3 protein-coding genes are annotated in these 16,135 nt (G+C 65.6%); all 3 read left to right on the forward strand.

Annotated features, from left to right (window positions below; all coding sequences use genetic code 11):
- The first annotated feature begins 3 nt into the window (after window positions 1-3).
- The 3 genes from M5C01_RS16090 (at window position 4) to adeC (ending at window position 16,133) form a co-directional block, all read left to right on the forward strand.
- Entirely contained in the window at window positions 4-13,605 is a 13,602-nt protein-coding gene (locus tag M5C01_RS16090) for a non-ribosomal peptide synthetase (RefSeq protein ID WP_152740413.1), read from the forward strand.
- A 282-nt stretch (window positions 13,606-13,887) separates the two neighbouring features.
- Window positions 13,888-14,715 (forward strand): helix-turn-helix transcriptional regulator, encoded by an 828-nt coding sequence (locus tag M5C01_RS16095; RefSeq protein WP_103499344.1) that lies wholly within the window; start codon window positions 13,888-13,890, stop codon window positions 14,713-14,715.
- Window positions 14,715-16,133, forward strand: a complete 1,419-nt coding sequence (gene adeC / locus M5C01_RS16100; protein WP_152740412.1) for an AdeC/AdeK/OprM family multidrug efflux complex outer membrane factor — start codon at window positions 14,715-14,717, stop codon at window positions 16,131-16,133. Before M5C01_RS16095 ends, adeC begins: the two co-directional genes overlap by 1 nt.
- Window positions 16,134-16,135 lie beyond the last annotated feature (2 nt).

Raw genomic sequence — 16,135 nt, forward strand, 5'->3', positions numbered from 1 at the left:
AAATTGAACTCACATAACGATAGTCTCGACCAGTTGAAACGTGCCGCCATGCTGCGCCTGCTCAAGCAGCGCGGCGCCACGCGGACCGTCGATACCACCTCGGACGACATGGTTGCCGTGGACCGCGACGGTCCGTTGGCGCTGTCGTTCGCCCAGCAACGCCTGTGGTTCCTCGATCAGCTGGACCCGACGGCCAGCGCCGCCTACCACATGCCGGCAGCACTGGTGCTGCGCGGCAGCCTTGACCACAACGCACTGAAGGCCGCCCTCGATCAACTGGTGGCCCGCCATGAAAGCCTGCGTACCACCTTCCGCCGTGACGGCGAGCAGCCGGTGCAAATCATCGCGCCGGCCAACTGCGGCTTCAGCCTGGCGGAGCACGATCTGCGCCACCTGTCCGTCGAGCTGGCGGCAGAACAGGCCGCCCGGTTGAGCGAACGCGAAGCCACGGCGCCCTTCGACCTGCTGAACGGGCCGCTGATCCGTGGCAGCCTGCTGCGCCTGGCCGACGATGAACACCGCCTGCTGATCACCCAGCACCACATCATCTCCGACGGCTGGTCCATCGGGGTGCTGGTCAAGGAGTTCGCCGCGCTGTACCAGGCCTTCAGCACCGGCCAGGCCGATCCCCTGCCGGCCCTGGCCCTGCAATACGCCGACTACGCGGCCTGGCAACGCCGGCACCTGGAAGGCGAACGCCTGAGCCAGCACGTCGAGTTCTGGCGCAGTCACCTGGCCGGCGCCCCGGCCTTGCTTGCGTTACCCACCGACCGGCCACGTCCGGCGGTGCAGAGCTACCGTGGCGAGACCCTGAGCTTCGATTTGCCCGTGGCCCTGTCCGCGGCCATCACCCGCTTCGCCCAGTCCCGTGCCGCGACCCCGTTCATGACCCTGATGGCCGCCTGGGCGGTCCTGCTGGCCCGGATCAGTGGCCAGCAGGACGTGGTGATCGGCACCGTGACCGCCAACCGCGACCGCCAGGACGTGCAGGCGTTGATCGGTTTCTTCGTCAACACCCTGGCCCTGCGGGTGCGCCTGGACGCCAACCCGACCCTCGACCAGGTGCTGCAACAGGTCAAGGAGCTGCTGCTGGAGTCCGCCAGCCGCCAGGACACCCCGTTCGAGCAAGTGGTCGAGGCCCTCAAGCCACCTCGCAGCGCCAGCTACAGTCCGGTGTTCCAGACCATGCTCTACACCAACGCCGGCGGTGCCGGCGGGCAGTTGCAATTGCCGGGATTGAACCTGGAGTTCCTGCCGTCGCACAAGGACAACACCCAGCACGACCTGTCGTTACATATCGACGAAGGCGGCGCGAGCCTGTCCTGCAGCCTGTCGTATTCCACCGCCCTGTTCGACGCCAGTACCGTCGAACGCCTGGCGGCGCGCTTCGAACGCCTGCTGCAGTGCTTCACCGAAGCCCCGCAAACCCGACTCGGCGCCCTGGAATTGGACGCCGCCCTGGCGCTACCCGAGGTCAGCGCGCTGGTGCCAGTCCCGGCACGGCTGCCGCTGTCTTATCACCAGGAACGGGTCTGGTTCGTCGACACCTTCGAAACCGGCTACCTGTACGAGGCCAACCCGGTCTATCACAACGTCGCGCTGCTGCTGGAGATCTTCGGCGAACTGCAGGTCCCGGCCCTGCAAACCGCCCTCGACGGGCTGCTGGCCCGCCACGCCATCCTGCGCTGCCGGGTGCATTCCGACGGTGCCAGCGCCTGGCAGAGCTTTGACGGCCCGGCGAGCCTGGTGCTGGAACAGCTCCAGGGTACTCCGGGCAACCTGACGGCCCTGGCCCTGGCCGAAACCCGCCGTCCCCTGGACATGAACGGCGGCAGCCTGGTGCGTGCCAGCCTGATTCGCGCGGACGAGAAAAATGCCGTGCTGGCCCTGGCCGTGCACCACTTGCTGGCCGACCGCACGTCGATGCAACTGATCAAGCGCGACCTGCTGGCCCTCTATGAAGCCGCCTGCGCCGAGCGCGAAGCCACGCTGCCGGCGCTGTCCCTGGGTTACGGCGACTTCGCCGCCTGGCAGCGCCAGTTGCCGGCCGCCGTGCGCGAAAACCTGCGGGCCTACTGGAGCTATCAACTGCGCGGCAAGCTGCAAGCTCTGGAGCTGCCACTCAACCGCCCACGGGCGGCGGTGCATGTCTTCAGCGAAGCCACCCATGAGTTCGTTATCGAGGCGGCGCTGGTCAAGCGCCTCGGCGAGCTGGCCCGGGAAGTCGGCGTCAGTACCGACAGCCTGGCGCTGAGCGCCTTCACCGCCCTGCTGCGGCGCTATGCCGGGCACGATGAATTGGTCATCGGCACTACGGCAGCCTGCCGCGAACCGGCCCTGCAAGACGTGGTCGGCCCGCTCGACAACCTGCTGGTGATCCGCGGCACCTGCGATAGCGACACCACCCTGCAAACCCTGCTGGAACAGACTGCCGGCACCCTGGCCGACGCCCGTCGTCATCGCCACATGCAGTTCGACCAGTTGGTGCTGGCCCTCAATCCAGCCAAGGACATGAGCCGCACCGCGCTGTTCGACGTGCTGTTCAACTTCCAGTCCGTCAGCGACAGCCGCACCCTGATCGCCGGGCTCGCGATCAACAGCCTGGAAACCAACCTGGGCTACGGCAAGAACGACCTGCACCTGTTGATCAGTGCCGGCGAGCAACACTGGAATGGTCACCTGGCCTACAACGCCGACTTCTTCGACCCTGAATTTATCCAGCAACTGATGCGTCACTACGTGCGCCTGTTGCAGGCCTTTGTCGACACCCCGCAACAGCGTGTCGACGACGTCGCCCTGCTGGATGCGGCCGAGCGCCAGCGGCAGGTCCTCGACTTCAACAATACCGAAGCCGCCTGGCCCGACAGCCTGACCCTGCACCAGATCTTCGAGGAACAGGCACGCCTGACCCCGGACAATATCGCCGTCAACCTCGGCGAGGAACGCCTGAGCTATCGCCAACTCAACGAACAGGCCAACCGCCTGGCCCACAGTCTGCGCGACGCGGGCGTGCAACCGCAGGAACTGGTGGCCATTGCCCTGGAGCGCTCGCTGGCGATGATCATCGCCACCCTGGCGGTGCTCAAGGCCGGCGCCGCCTATGTGCCGATCGATCCCGCTTCGCCGGCTGAACGTATCGCCTATGTGTTGCGCGACAGCGGTGCCAGCAAGGCCATCGCCGGCCAGGACATCAGCCCCGCGCTGCTGGCGCTCGGCATTGAAGTCTTCGCGCCCGAATCGACCCATGCGGCGCCCCACAACGCCCGGGATTCGGCCAACCTGCCCAACCTCAACGCCCCGGATCATCTCTGCTATGTGATCTACACCTCGGGCTCCACCGGCGAACCCAAGGGTGCGCTGCTGGAACACCGCAACGTCGTGCGGCTGATGCACAACAATCGCTCGGAATTCGCCTTCAACGCCGAGGATGTCTGGTCGCTGTTCCACTCCAACGCCTTCGACTTCTCGGTCTGGGAGATGTACGGCGCCCTGCTCCATGGTGGCCGCCTGACCCTGGTCCCCGAAGCCCTGCGCCGCGATCCGGCGGAGCTGCTGGGTTTCCTCGAACGCGAACAGGTGACGGTGCTCAACCAGACCCCGTCGGCCTTCCTGCAGCTCAGCGGCGCCGCCCTGGCCCGCAGCGATGTGCGCCTGGAACACCTGCGTTATGTGATCTTCGGCGGTGAAAGCCTGGAGCTGGGCAAGCTCGACGCCTTCCATCAAGCCTTCGCCCATGTGGCGCTGGTAAACATGTACGGCATCACCGAAACCTGCGTGCACGTGACCTACAAGGCCATCGCGGCGGCGGATATCGCTGCCGGTATCTCCAATGTCGGCCGGCCGATCCCGACCACCGTGGCCTATGTCCTCGACGCCCAGCAGCGCCTGCTGCCCATCGGCGTGGCCGGGGAAATCTGTGTCGGCGGCCTGGGGGTCGGTCGCGGTTACCTGAACCGTGAGCAGCTGACCGCCGAACGTTTTATCGCCGACCCTCTGCGTCCCGGTGAGCGCCTGTATCGCTCCGGGGACCTGGGCAAATTGCTGGACAACGGCGAGATCATTCACCTGGGTCGGATGGACGCCCAGGTGAAGATTCGCGGTTTCCGTATCGAGCTGGGGGAAATCGAGGCCAAGCTGCTGGCCTGTGACGGCGTGCGCGAAGCCCGGGTCCTGGCTCGCGATGACGTGGGCCAGGGCAAGCGCCTGATTGCCTACCTGATCGCCAAGCCGTCGGTCCGCCTGGAAATCGCGGCCTTGCGCAAACAACTGGGCGCCACCCTGCCGGACTATATGATCCCCAGCGCCTTTGTCAGCCTGGCGGCCTACCCGCTGACCGGCAACGGCAAGCTGGACCAGGACGCGCTGCCGGCGCCGGACCTGGATGCCATGTCCGAGCGCGGCTACACCGCACCGCAAGGCGCCACCGAACTGGCCCTGGCGCAGATATTCCAGGAACTGCTGGGCCTGGAACGCGTGGGCCGGCATGACGGCTTCTTCGAACTCGGCGGCCACTCCCTGCTGGCCGCGCAACTGGTTTCCCGGGTACGTCAGCAACTGGGCGGCGAGATGATGCTGCGCCAGCTGTTCAGCCACCCCACCGTGGCCGAACTGGCGCGGGTGGTCGGCGGCCTGCAAGCGACCGGGACCGACAGCATCGAGCCGGTCGAGCGCAGCGCGCCCTTGGCGCTGTCGTTCTCCCAGCAACGCCTGTGGTTCCTCGACCAGCTCGATCCCGGCGCCAGCAGTGCCTATCACATGCCGATGTCGCTGCTGTTGCGCGGCAATCTCGACCACGTCGCACTCAAGGCCGCCCTCGACCGCCTGGTGGCGCGTCACGAAAGCCTGCGCACCACCTTCGAACGCCACGGCGAACAGCCGGTGCAGATTATCGCCCCGGCGGACTGCGGTTTCGCCCTGGCCGAGCAGGACTTGCGCACGCTGTCCTACGAGCAGGCCAGCCTCAGCGCCTCGCGCACTGGCAACAGCGAAGCCACGGCGCCCTTCGACCTGCGCCAGGGTCCGCTGATTCGCGGGCGCCTGCTGCGCCTCGCGGATGACGAACACATCCTGCTGATCACCCAGCACCACATCATCTCCGACGGTTGGTCGGTGGGGGTGCTGGTCAAGGAGTTCGCCGCCCTTTACCAGGCCTTCAACCAGCAGCAGGAAGACCCGCTGCCGATCCTGTCGATCCAGTATGCCGACTACGCCGCGTGGCAGCGCCGCACCTTCACCGGCGAGCGCCTGGCCGAACAGGCCGAATTCTGGCGTGGGCACCTGGGCGGCGCCCCGGCGCTGCTGTCCCTGCCCACCGACCGGCCACGCCCCGCAGTGCAGAGCTACCGTGGCGGCGACGTACCGGTACAGATCGATGCGGCGCTGTACCAACGCCTGGAGCGCTTCTGCCAGGCCCACAACATCACCCTGTTCATGGGCCTGCTCAGTGCCTGGTCGGTGCTGATGGCACGCCTGGGCAACGAGCGCGACGTGGTGATCGGCGTACCGACCGCCAACCGCGGCCGGACCGAAACCGAAAACCTGATCGGTTTCTTCGTCAACACCCTGGCCCTGCGCGTCGACCTCGGGCAGGACCCGAGCGTGGCGCAACTGCTGGAGCAGGTCCGCCAGACCACCCTGGCGGCCCACGAACACCAGGACATTCCGTTCGAGCAAGTGATCGAGGCCTTGCAGCCGCCACGCTCCCTGAGCCACAACCCGTTGTGCCAGGTCGCCCTGTCGCTGGACAATACCCCGGCTGGCGTCGAACTGAGCCTGCCGGGCCTGAGCCTGGTGCCCGTGGCCCAGGCCCATGAAACCGCGCAATTCGACCTGATGCTGACCCTCGGCAGCAGCAACGGTACCCTGGCCGGGGTGATCGAGTACGCCAGCGACCTGTTCGACCGCGCCACCGTCGAACGCTTCGCCCAGCACTTCCAGATCCTGCTGGAAGCGATGATCGAAGATGTTGCGCAACCGGTACTCGGCCTGCCATTGCTCACCCCCGCGCAACGCCAGGCCTCGCCGGCGCTGCTACCGCCGAAAGCGACATTCGCTGTCGAGCAACTGATTCACCAGCGTTTCGAAACCCAGGCGGCCAATCACCCGCAGCGCACCGCCCTGGTCTTCGGCGAGCAGAGCCTGAGCTACCAGGCCCTCAACCGCCGCGCCAACGGCATTGCCCGCGCCCTGCTCGCCCAGGGGGTGCGCCCGGATGATCGGGTGGCGATCCTCTCCCTGCGCGGCGTCGACATGCTCTGCGCAGTGCTGGCCGTGCTCAAGGCCGGTGCCGCCTACGTGCCGCTGGACCCGGCCTACCCGGCCGAACGCCTCGCCTACCTGCTGGACGACAGCGCACCGGTGGCGTTGCTCGCACAGACGGCCTGCCTCGATGCCCTGCTGGCGCATAACGTGCCGGTGCTGAAACTCGACGAGTTGAACCGCGAAGACGCCGCCGCTGACAGCAACCTGGACCTCAACCCGCAGGCCGACGAACTGGGCCTGGCGCCGCAGCACCTGGCCTACGTCATCTACACCTCGGGTTCCACCGGTTTGCCCAAGGGCGTGCTGGTGGAACACGGCAATGTCGCGCGGCTGTTCGACACCACCGCCGAGTTGTTCGACTTCGACCACAGCGACACCTGGACGCTGTTCCACTCCTTCGCCTTCGACTTCTCGGTCTGGGAAATCTGGGGCGCCCTGAGTTACGGCGGCAAGCTGGTGATCGTGCCGAGCGACGTGGCCCGTTCGCCGGATGACTTCTATGCCCTGGTCTGCCAGCAGCAGGTCAGCGTGCTGAACCAGACGCCGAGCGCCTTCCGCCAGTTTATCGAGGCGCGCGGCCGCAGCGAGGCAGAACACAGCCTGCGCGAAGTCATCTTCGGCGGCGAGGCCCTGGACTTTCGCAGCCTGCGGCCGTGGACCGCGAGTACCCCGCTATCGCGCACCCGCCTGGTGAACATGTACGGCATCACCGAGATCACCGTGCACGCCACCTACTACCCGGTCAGCCAGGCCGAGATCGACACCGCCGCACCGAGCCTGATCGGCCCGGCGCTGCCGGACCTGTGCCTGCGCATCCTCGATGACTACCAGCAACCGGTGCCGGTGGGCGTCAATGGCGAGATCTATATCGGTGGCGCCGGGGTCGCCCGGCATTACCTGAACCGTGACGCGCTGAACGCCGAACGCTTTATCGCCGACCCTTACTCCGATGTGCCGGGTGCCCGCCTGTATCGCACCGGCGACGTCGCCCGTTACCGCACTGATGGCGGCGTGGTCTACGTCGGCCGCAACGACTCGCAGATCAAGATCCGCGGTTTCCGTATCGAACTGGGTGAAATCGAGGCGCAACTGCTGGCCTGTGCCGAAGTCCGCGAAGCCCTGGTGATCGTCCGTGAGGACCAACCCGGCGACAAACGCCTGGTGGCCTACCTGATCGCCGAAGACGGCAGCGTTCCCGAGTCCTCGGCCCTGCGCGGCCAACTGGCCAGCGTGCTGGCCGAACATATGCTGCCGAGCGCCTTCGTGACCCTCGCGGCCTGGCCGTTGACCACCAACGGCAAGCTCGACCGTACGGCCCTGCCGGCACCGGACCTGTCCGCCGCCGTCAGCCGCCGCTACGAAGCACCGCTGGGGGCGATCGAAACCACCCTGGCCGCTGCCTGGCAGGAATTGCTCGGCGTTGAGCGGGTCGGTCGCCAGGATCACTTCTTCGAACTCGGCGGTCACTCCTTCCTGGTGATCAGCCTGATCGAACGCTTGCGCCAGGCCGGTCTGCAACTGGATGTGCGCACCGTGTTCTCGGCGCCAACCCTGCAGGCCATGGCCACCGTCCTCGCCGGCGGCAGCCGTGCCGAACGGGTGGTCCCGGCCAACCTGATCCCGGCCGATTGCACCGCGCTGACCCCGCAGATGCTGCCGCTGGTGACGCTGAGCCCGCAGGAGATCGAACAAATCGTCGCCGATGTTCCGGGCGGCGCCGCCAACGTGCAGGACATCTACCCGCTGTCGTCCTTGCAGGAAGGCATCCTCTTCCACCACCTGTTGCAGTCCGAAGGCGACGCCTACCTGATGCGCACCGTGGTGACCTTTACCACTCGCACGCTGCTGGACAACTTCCTCGCCGCCGTGCAGGTGGTGATCAACCGCCATGACATCCTGCGCACCGCCCTGCGCTGGCACGGCCTGCCGCAACCGGTGCAGGTGGTTCATCGCCGGGCCCAACTGCCGGTGATCAACCTGGAGACAGCACCCGGTGAAGACGCCCTGGAGACGTTACGCCAGCGTACCGACACCCATCATCTGCGTCTGGATCTGCAACAGGCACCGCTGATCGCCGCGCATATCACCTACGATGCCCGGCGCGAACAGTGGCTGCTGGCATTGCTCGACCACCACCTGGTCAGCGACAACGTCACCTTGCGCCTGATCATGCTGGAGATCCAGGCGGTGCTGGCCGGCCAGGCCGACAGCCTGCCGCCGTCGCAGCCCTACCGCAATTTCATCGCCCAGGCCGCCAGCGTTTCCCAAGCCGAGCATGAGGCCTACTTCCGCCGCCTGCTGGCCGATGTCGATGCCACCACCGCGCCTTATGGCGTGCTCGATGTTCGCGGCAACGGCGCCGGGATCCAGCGTGCGGTGCAGCACTTGAGCGAAGATCTCAGTGCCCGGGTCTATCGCACCGCGCGCGCCCAGGGCGTACCGACCTCGGTGCTGTTCCATGCGGCCTGGGGCCTGGTGGTCGCGGCCACCAGCGGGCGCGACGACGGGATCTTCGGTACCGTGTTGTCCGGGCGCTCCCAGGGCACCACCGGTGCCGACCATGCGCTGGGAATGTTTATCAACACCCTGCCGATGCGTATTCGCCTGCAACACCACAGCGTGGGCGATATCGTCCAGGACGCCTACCAGCAGCTCAGTGAACTCCTGACCCACGAGCAGGCGCCGTTGGCCCTGGCCCAGCGTTGCAGTGCGGTGGATGCGTCGTTGCCGTTGTTCACGGTGATCCTCAACTGCCGTCACGGCGACCTGGTGAATGCCTCCGGGGAGAACGTCGAGGACATGGGCGAGCATGAAGGTATCCACTTCATCGCCTCTGAAACCCGCACCAACTACCCGATCGAGATTGCCGTAGCGAACGTGGCCAGCGGTTTCTCCCTGACCGCGCAATCCATCAGTGGTATCGACCCGCACCGCATCGCCGCCTATCTTGGTCAGGCCGTTGCCGAGCTGGTCGAGGCGCTTGAGCAAGACCCGGCACGTCTGGCCAGCAGCCTGGACGTCGTGCCCGAAGCCGAGCGGCAACTGCTGCTCAACAGCTTCAACAACACCGCTACCGCGTTTGCCCCCGCAGAGCCGATCCATGCCCTGTTCGAAACCCAGGTCCGCGCTAACCCCGAGGCCGTGGCCCTGGTCTGTGAAGGCCGGCAACTGAGCTATCGCCAGCTCAACCGCCGCGCCAACCATCTGGCCCGGCAACTGCTGGCCCTTGGTGTACAACCCGACGAACGCGTGGCCATCTGCGCCGAACGCAGCCTGGACATGATTGTCGGTCTGCTAGGTGTGCTCAAGGCCGGTGCGGCCTATGTGCCTATCGACCCGGCCCACCCCGCCGACCGCATGGCTTTCATGCTGCAGGACAGCCAGCCACGCGCCTTGTTGACCCAAACGGCGCTCACCCTGCCGGCTGGCGACACGCCGCTGGTGCTGCTCGACACCGCCGAATCACTGCGTGCCGCCGATGATGAGGCTTTCGACGCCAACCCAGTGGTTCCGGGCCTGACGCCAGAAAACCTGGCCTACGTGATCTACACCTCCGGTTCCACCGGCCAGTCCAAGGGCGTGATGGTCGAGCACCGCTCGGTGTTCAACTTCTGGAACGTGCTGACCCGCACCACCCACCAGCATTGCCCGACGCCAGCGACCGTGGCGCTTAACGCCGGCTTCTTCTTCGACATGTCGATCAAGGGTATCTCGCAGCTGTTCTCCGGCCACAAGCTGGTGATCATCCCGCAACTGATCCGCGCCAGCGGCAGCGAACTGCTGGACTTCCTCGAAGCCCATCAGGTGCATGCCTTCGACTCGACCCCGTCGCAGCTCGATACCCTGCTCTCCGCCGGCCTGCTGGAACGCAGCAGCTACCAGCCGATCAGCGTGCTGCTGGGTGGCGAAGCGATCAACGCCAGCACCTGGGAAAAGCTGCGCAACTGCCCGACCATCCGCTTCTACAACATGTACGGCCCGACCGAGTGCACGGTGGACGCCACCATCGACCTGATCCGTGATCTCGGTGAAAAACCGAGCATCGGCCGGCCGATTGCCAACGTCCAGGTGCATGTCCTCGATGCCCGTGGCGAACCCGCACCACTGGGCGTGGCCGGGGAAATCCATATCGGCGGTGCCGGTGTGGCCCGTGGTTACCTCAACCGCGACGAACTGAGCGCGGAACGTTTTATCGCCGACCGTTTCTCCGACGTCCCGAATGCCCGCCTCTACAAAACCGGCGACCTCGGCCGCTGGCTGGCCGACGGCACCCTGGAGTACCTGGGCCGTAACGACTTCCAGGTGAAGATCCGCGGTTTCCGTATCGAGCTGGGTGAAATCGAAAACGCCCTGCTGGCCGTCCCGGGTCTGCGCGAAGCGATCGTCATCTCCCGCGACGACAGCCAGGGTGATTCGGAGAACCAGCGCCTGGTCGCCTATGTCTGTGGCGAGCCGGTTCCGGCCGAACACCTGCGCAGCGAGCTGCTCAAGCACCTGCCCGAGTACATGGTGCCGAGCGCCTTCGTCCATCTGGACGCCCTGCCGCTGACCGCCAACGGCAAGCTCGACCGCCGCGCCCTGCCCGCCCCCGGCCAGGACGCCCTGGCCAGCAAGGCCTACGAGGCGCCGCAAGGCGATACCGAACTGGCCATCGCCGAGATCTGGAAAGGCTTGCTGCACCTGGATCAGGTCGGGCGCAACGACGGTTTCCTCGAACTGGGCGGCCATTCGCTGCTGGCCGTGCAGTTGCTCTCGCGGCTGCGGCGCAAGCTCGGCGCGCGAATCACCCTGCGCGAGCTGTTCGACGCACCGACCGTGCGGGGCCTGGCCTCACTGGTCAACGCCTCGGCACCGAGCGAAGCGCAATCGATTCCCCTGGCCAACCGCTCGGGCCGCCTGCCGTTGTCGTTCTCCCAGCAACGCCTGTGGTTCCTCGATCACCTGGATCACGCCGCCGGCGCCGCCTACCACTTGCCGACGGCATTGCGCCTGACCGGCACGCTGGACAAGGCCGCCTTGCACGCCACCCTGGATCGCCTGGTGGCACGCCACGAAACCCTGCGCACGCGCTTTGAACTGGTGGACGGCGAACCGCTGCAGAAAATCGCTCCGGCCGATACCCGCTTCCCGCTGGCACAAGAGGACCTGCGCGAATTGCCGAGTGATGAACGCGCGGCGACCCTGGCCCGCCTCGGTCAGGACAGTGCGACACAGTTGTTCGACCTGAGCCAGGGGCCATTGCTGCGTGGTTTGCTGCTGCAAATGGCCGACGAAGAGCACGTGCTGTTGATCACCCTGCATCACATCGTCTCCGACGGCTGGTCCAACAGTGTCCTGGCCCATGAGGTGAGCGTGCTGTACACCGCGTTCAGCCAAGGCCACAAGGACCCGTTGCCGGCCCTGGCCCTGCAATACGTGGACTACGCCGCCTGGCAGCGCCAGTCCCTCGACGGCCCGGCGCTGCAAGCCCAGGTCGACTTCTGGCGCCAGCATCTGGAAGGTGCGCCGAGCCTGCTGAACCTGCCCCTGGATCGTCCGCGCCCGGCCATCCAGAGTTATGCCGGTGGGATCGTCAACTGCGCCTTCTCGCCGGCCTTGAGCGCCGACCTGCGCGCCTTCAGCCAGGCCCAGGGCAGCACGCTGTTCATGGTCCTGCTGGCCGGCTGGTCGGTGCTGATGAGTCATCTGAGTGGCCAGAACGATGTGGTGGTCGGTACCCCGGTGGCCAACCGTCAACGTCCGGAACTGGAGCCGTTGATCGGTTTCTTTGCCAACACCCTGGCGCTGCGCGTTGCGGGCGGAGCCGACACCCGTGTCGCCGAGCTGCTCGTGCGGATCAAGGACCTGACACTGGCGGCCTACAGCCATCAGGACCTGCCGTTCGAGCAGGTGGTCAGTGCCTTGCAGCCGACCCGCAGCATGAGCCACAGCCCGTTGTTCCAGGTGATGCTGAGCCTGGACAACACCCCGCCGGCACCGCTGCAACTGCCCGGCCTGCAGGTCGAGTCCCTGGACAGCGCGCACCGCACCACTCAGTTCGACCTGTCGTTGTCGCTGGTGGACACCGCCGATCACATCGGCGGCAGCCTGCAATACGCCAGCGACCTGTTCGACACCGCGACGGTGGAGGCCATCGCCGGGTTGTTTGCCAAGGTCCTGGAAAACCTGGTGGCCGGCGCGCAGCAGACGATCGGCCAGGTGCTGGAGAACACCCCGACACTACCGCGTGCGGCCCATGCCGAGGCAGTCCCCGCCGCCGCTGAAGCACAGCCGTCCGAGGCTCTGCCTTACGAAGCGCCCCAGGGCGATACCGAAATCGCCATCGCCAACCTCTGGAAGGACCTGTTCAAGCTGGAGAACGTCAGCCGGCATGACGACTTCTTCAGCCTCGGCGGTATTTCGCTGATGGCGGTGCAGATGGCCTCGCGCTTGCGCAAGGTGCTCGGCAAGCCGATTGCCGTGCGCGATCTGTTCGTCGAACCGACCATCGCCGGTTTCGCCCGGACCCTGGACGGCCAGACGCGCCCCGGTCAGCACAGCAATCTGGTGCCGGTACGCCGTACCGGCTCGCAACGGCCGCTGTTCCTGGTCCACCCCCTGGGCGGCGAAGTGCAATATGTCCGCGACCTGGCCCCGGTGCTCGACCCACAGGTGCCGCTCTACGGCCTGGCCGCCAGTGGCCTGGTCGCCGGCGAAACACCCTTGTTCGAAGTGCCGGCCATGGCCGCGCGTTACCTGGCGGCGATTCGCCAGGTCCAGCCACAAGGGCCTTACCGCCTCGCCGGCTGGTCGGCCGGCGGCCTGATCGCCTATGAAATGGCCCGTCAGCTGCAAGCCGGCGGCGAGCAGTTGGAGTTCCTCGGCATCATCGACGCCTCGGCCCGCCCTGAACAGGCCGCGCCGGAGTCCTTGAGCGAAGGGCAATTCCTGATGGCCTGGCTGCCCGGGCAGGTCGACCCGGATGTGCGCCGACAACTGACCGAGCTGGCCCAAGAAGAAGCCATCGAGGCGATGCTGGCCCTGTGCATGAGCCACCGGCTGCTGCCGGAGGAGCTGCCCCAGGACGTCGATGCCGGCTTGTTGCGCAGCCACCTCGCGGTGGCCTATGCGACGCGCCTGGCCGTCGGCGCCTATGTCAGCCCGGCCACCCCGCTCAAGGTCACGCTGTTTACCGCCAGCGGGCAGGAACGCAGCGACCCGCTGCTGGGCTGGGGGGCGTTGCTCGGGACCCCGCCAAGCGTCACAGCGCTGCCCGGAACCCACAACACACTGGTCAAGGCCCCTTATGTCAGTGCGCTGGGCCAGGCGATTTCCCAGGCGCTGAAGGCAGGTGAAGTGTCATGAATCTCAGACAGGAGCGCTTTTCATTCTCACAATGTCAGCGTCAACTAAACAGCGCCGGCTCCGCGGCGTAGGATGTCCCTGTTTTCCACTACAGACTTTTCCTACTTAACTGAGCTTAATTATCACTACTGACTGAATCGTTTTTGTGAAGGGATTCACGGGTGATACCTGAACTTCCAGGTATCAAGGCTAGAAATGGTTTGAGCGTCCCGGGGAGGCGGACGGACTTCGTACTCCCCGACGACAGGATTGCAAGCTACTTCTGATATGCAGGATCAGCATATGAACCAACAGACGAATGCCAAAGATGTAGAGAAAAGCCACATTTACCTGGAGCTGGGGAAACTGGTTTCCAGCGTCGGCAATGAAACATTCCTGACGAACATGCACCAACTGATCAACGCTTCGGTGGCGGTCAGCCGCGTTGAACTGAGCGAATGGACCGTCGACGACGCCCAATCGGCGGTTGTCGATGTCCAGTTGCTGGGCTACGCCGGTCTTGAGTTGAGCCCGCAGATGCAAGCGGTCTGCCCAACCAATGCCAAGCACCGCAACGACCATCCCTTGGTCAAGCGCGTGCTGGAAGTGGAAGACGCCCTGCTGATCCACCTCAATGCCCGGATGAAAAACGAGAAGGACAATAACTGCCTCGGCACATCCCATCAGTGCAGCCTGATTTCGCGCAAGGCCAATCGTTGCTGTGTGATTTCGCTGCACCGCCCACGGGTGGATCGCGACTTCACCCTGCAAGAGCTGTCCTTTCTGAAATACCTCTCCGAGACCTTGTTGCCCCTGACGGAGCGACATGCCCGTGCCCATCGCCAATCCAGCGCAAAAAGCCCGAGTGGGTCAAGCCCACGCAACCTGGTTGCCCTGGAACAGACGCAGTTGCAGCGCGAGTTCAACGAGCGTCTGAGTGCTTGCGAGGTCACGCTCTCGGTGCGGGAAAAAGAGGTCTGCCTGGGGCTGCTGGCCGGCGGCACCGTACCTGAGATCGCAGAAAAACTCTGCGTCAAGAACAGTTCCATCGAAACCTACCTCAAGCGTTCCGCGGCCAAGCTGGGTGTCAGCGGGCGACATGGGTTGGCCAAGTGGATGATAGGAGCATAATGAACAAATCCCTGAGCCCCTGGGTGGCCATGGCCTTTGCCCTGAGCGGCTGCTCGCTGATCCCGGACTACCAGCGCCCCGCCGCGCCGGTCGCCGCACAATACCCGCAGACACCCGCCTACGCCCCGGCTCTCTCCGGGACGATGGCCGCGGACGTGGGCTGGCGTGAGCTGTTCCGCGATCCGACGCTGCAACAACTGATCGAAAGCGCGCTGCTGAACAATCGCGACCTGCGTGTGGCGGCCCTCAATGTCCAGGCCTACCAGGCGCAATACCAGATCCAGCGCGCCGACCTGTTCCCGGCGATCAGCGCCAACGGCAGCGGCACCCGCCAGCGCCTGCCGGCCAGTCTCACGCAAACCGGCAGCGCGGTGACCAGCAGCACCTATTCGGCAACACTGGGGATCAGTTCCTATGAACTGGACCTGTTCGGACGCATCCGCGCCCTCAGTGACCAGGCCTCGTTGACCTATCTGTCCAGCGAAGAAGCCCGGCGCAGCACCCAGTTGAGCCTGGTGGCCAGTGTCGCCAACGCCTACCTGACCTGGCGCGCCGACCAGGAACTGCTGGCCTTGACCCAGGACACCCTCAGCTCCTACGAGAAGAGCCTGCGCCTGACCGAACGCAGCCAGCAAGTCGGCACCACCTCGTCCCTGGCCCTGGCCCAGTCGCGCACCTCGGTGGAAAGCGCCAGGACCAGCCTGGCGGCCTTTCAGCGCCAGGTCGCCCAGGACCTCAACAGCCTGACCCTGCTGGTGGGCACCGCGGTCGCGGACACCCCGTCCAGCCGCCCACTGGCCTCCGACTGGCTCGCCGAAGTACCGGCCGGCCTGCCTTCGGACCTGCTGCAACGGCGTCCGGACATCCTCCAGGCCGAATATCAGTTGCAGTCGGCCAATGCCAGCATCGGGGCCGCCCGCGCGGCGTTTTTCCCGAGCATCACCCTGACCGCCAACGCCGGGACTTCCAGCAATGAACTGTCCGGGCTGTTCAAGGGCGGCTCGGGAGGCTGGCTGTTTCAACCGCAGATCAATATCCCGATTTTCAACGCCGGCAGCCTGCAGGCGAGCCTGGATTACTCGAAAATCCAGAAGGACATCCGCGTCTCGCAGTACGAGAAATCGATCCAGACCGCCTTCCAGGAAGTTTCCGACGGCCTGGCGGCACGCCAGACCTACAAGAACCAATTGAAAGCACAGAACGATCTGGTGCAGGCCAACCAGGAGTATTACCGCCTGGCGGAACGCCGCTATCGTATCGGCGTCGACAACAGCCTGACCTTTCTCGATGCCCAGCGCTCACTGTTCAGCGCCCAGCAGAGCCTGATCACCGATCGGCTGTCGCAACTGACCGCCGAGGTCAATCTCTACAAGGCCCTCGGTGGGGGTTGGACGCAGCGGACACAAAAAACCTTGTAACC

It is taken from the genome of Pseudomonas sp. MWU12-2319 (assembly GCF_023242525.1).
GTDB classification, from domain to species: Bacteria; Pseudomonadota; Gammaproteobacteria; order Pseudomonadales; family Pseudomonadaceae; genus Aquipseudomonas; species Aquipseudomonas gingeri_D.

What these genes read in the sequence shown, in the direction of transcription:
- M5C01_RS16095 (WP_103499344.1), top strand. Translation starts at nt 13,888, where the DNA reads ATGAACCAACAGACGAATGCCAAAGATGTAGAGAAAAGCCACATTTAC.
- adeC (WP_152740412.1), top strand. Translation starts at nt 14,715, where the DNA reads ATGAACAAATCCCTGAGCCCCTGGGTGGCCATGGCCTTTGCCCTGAGC.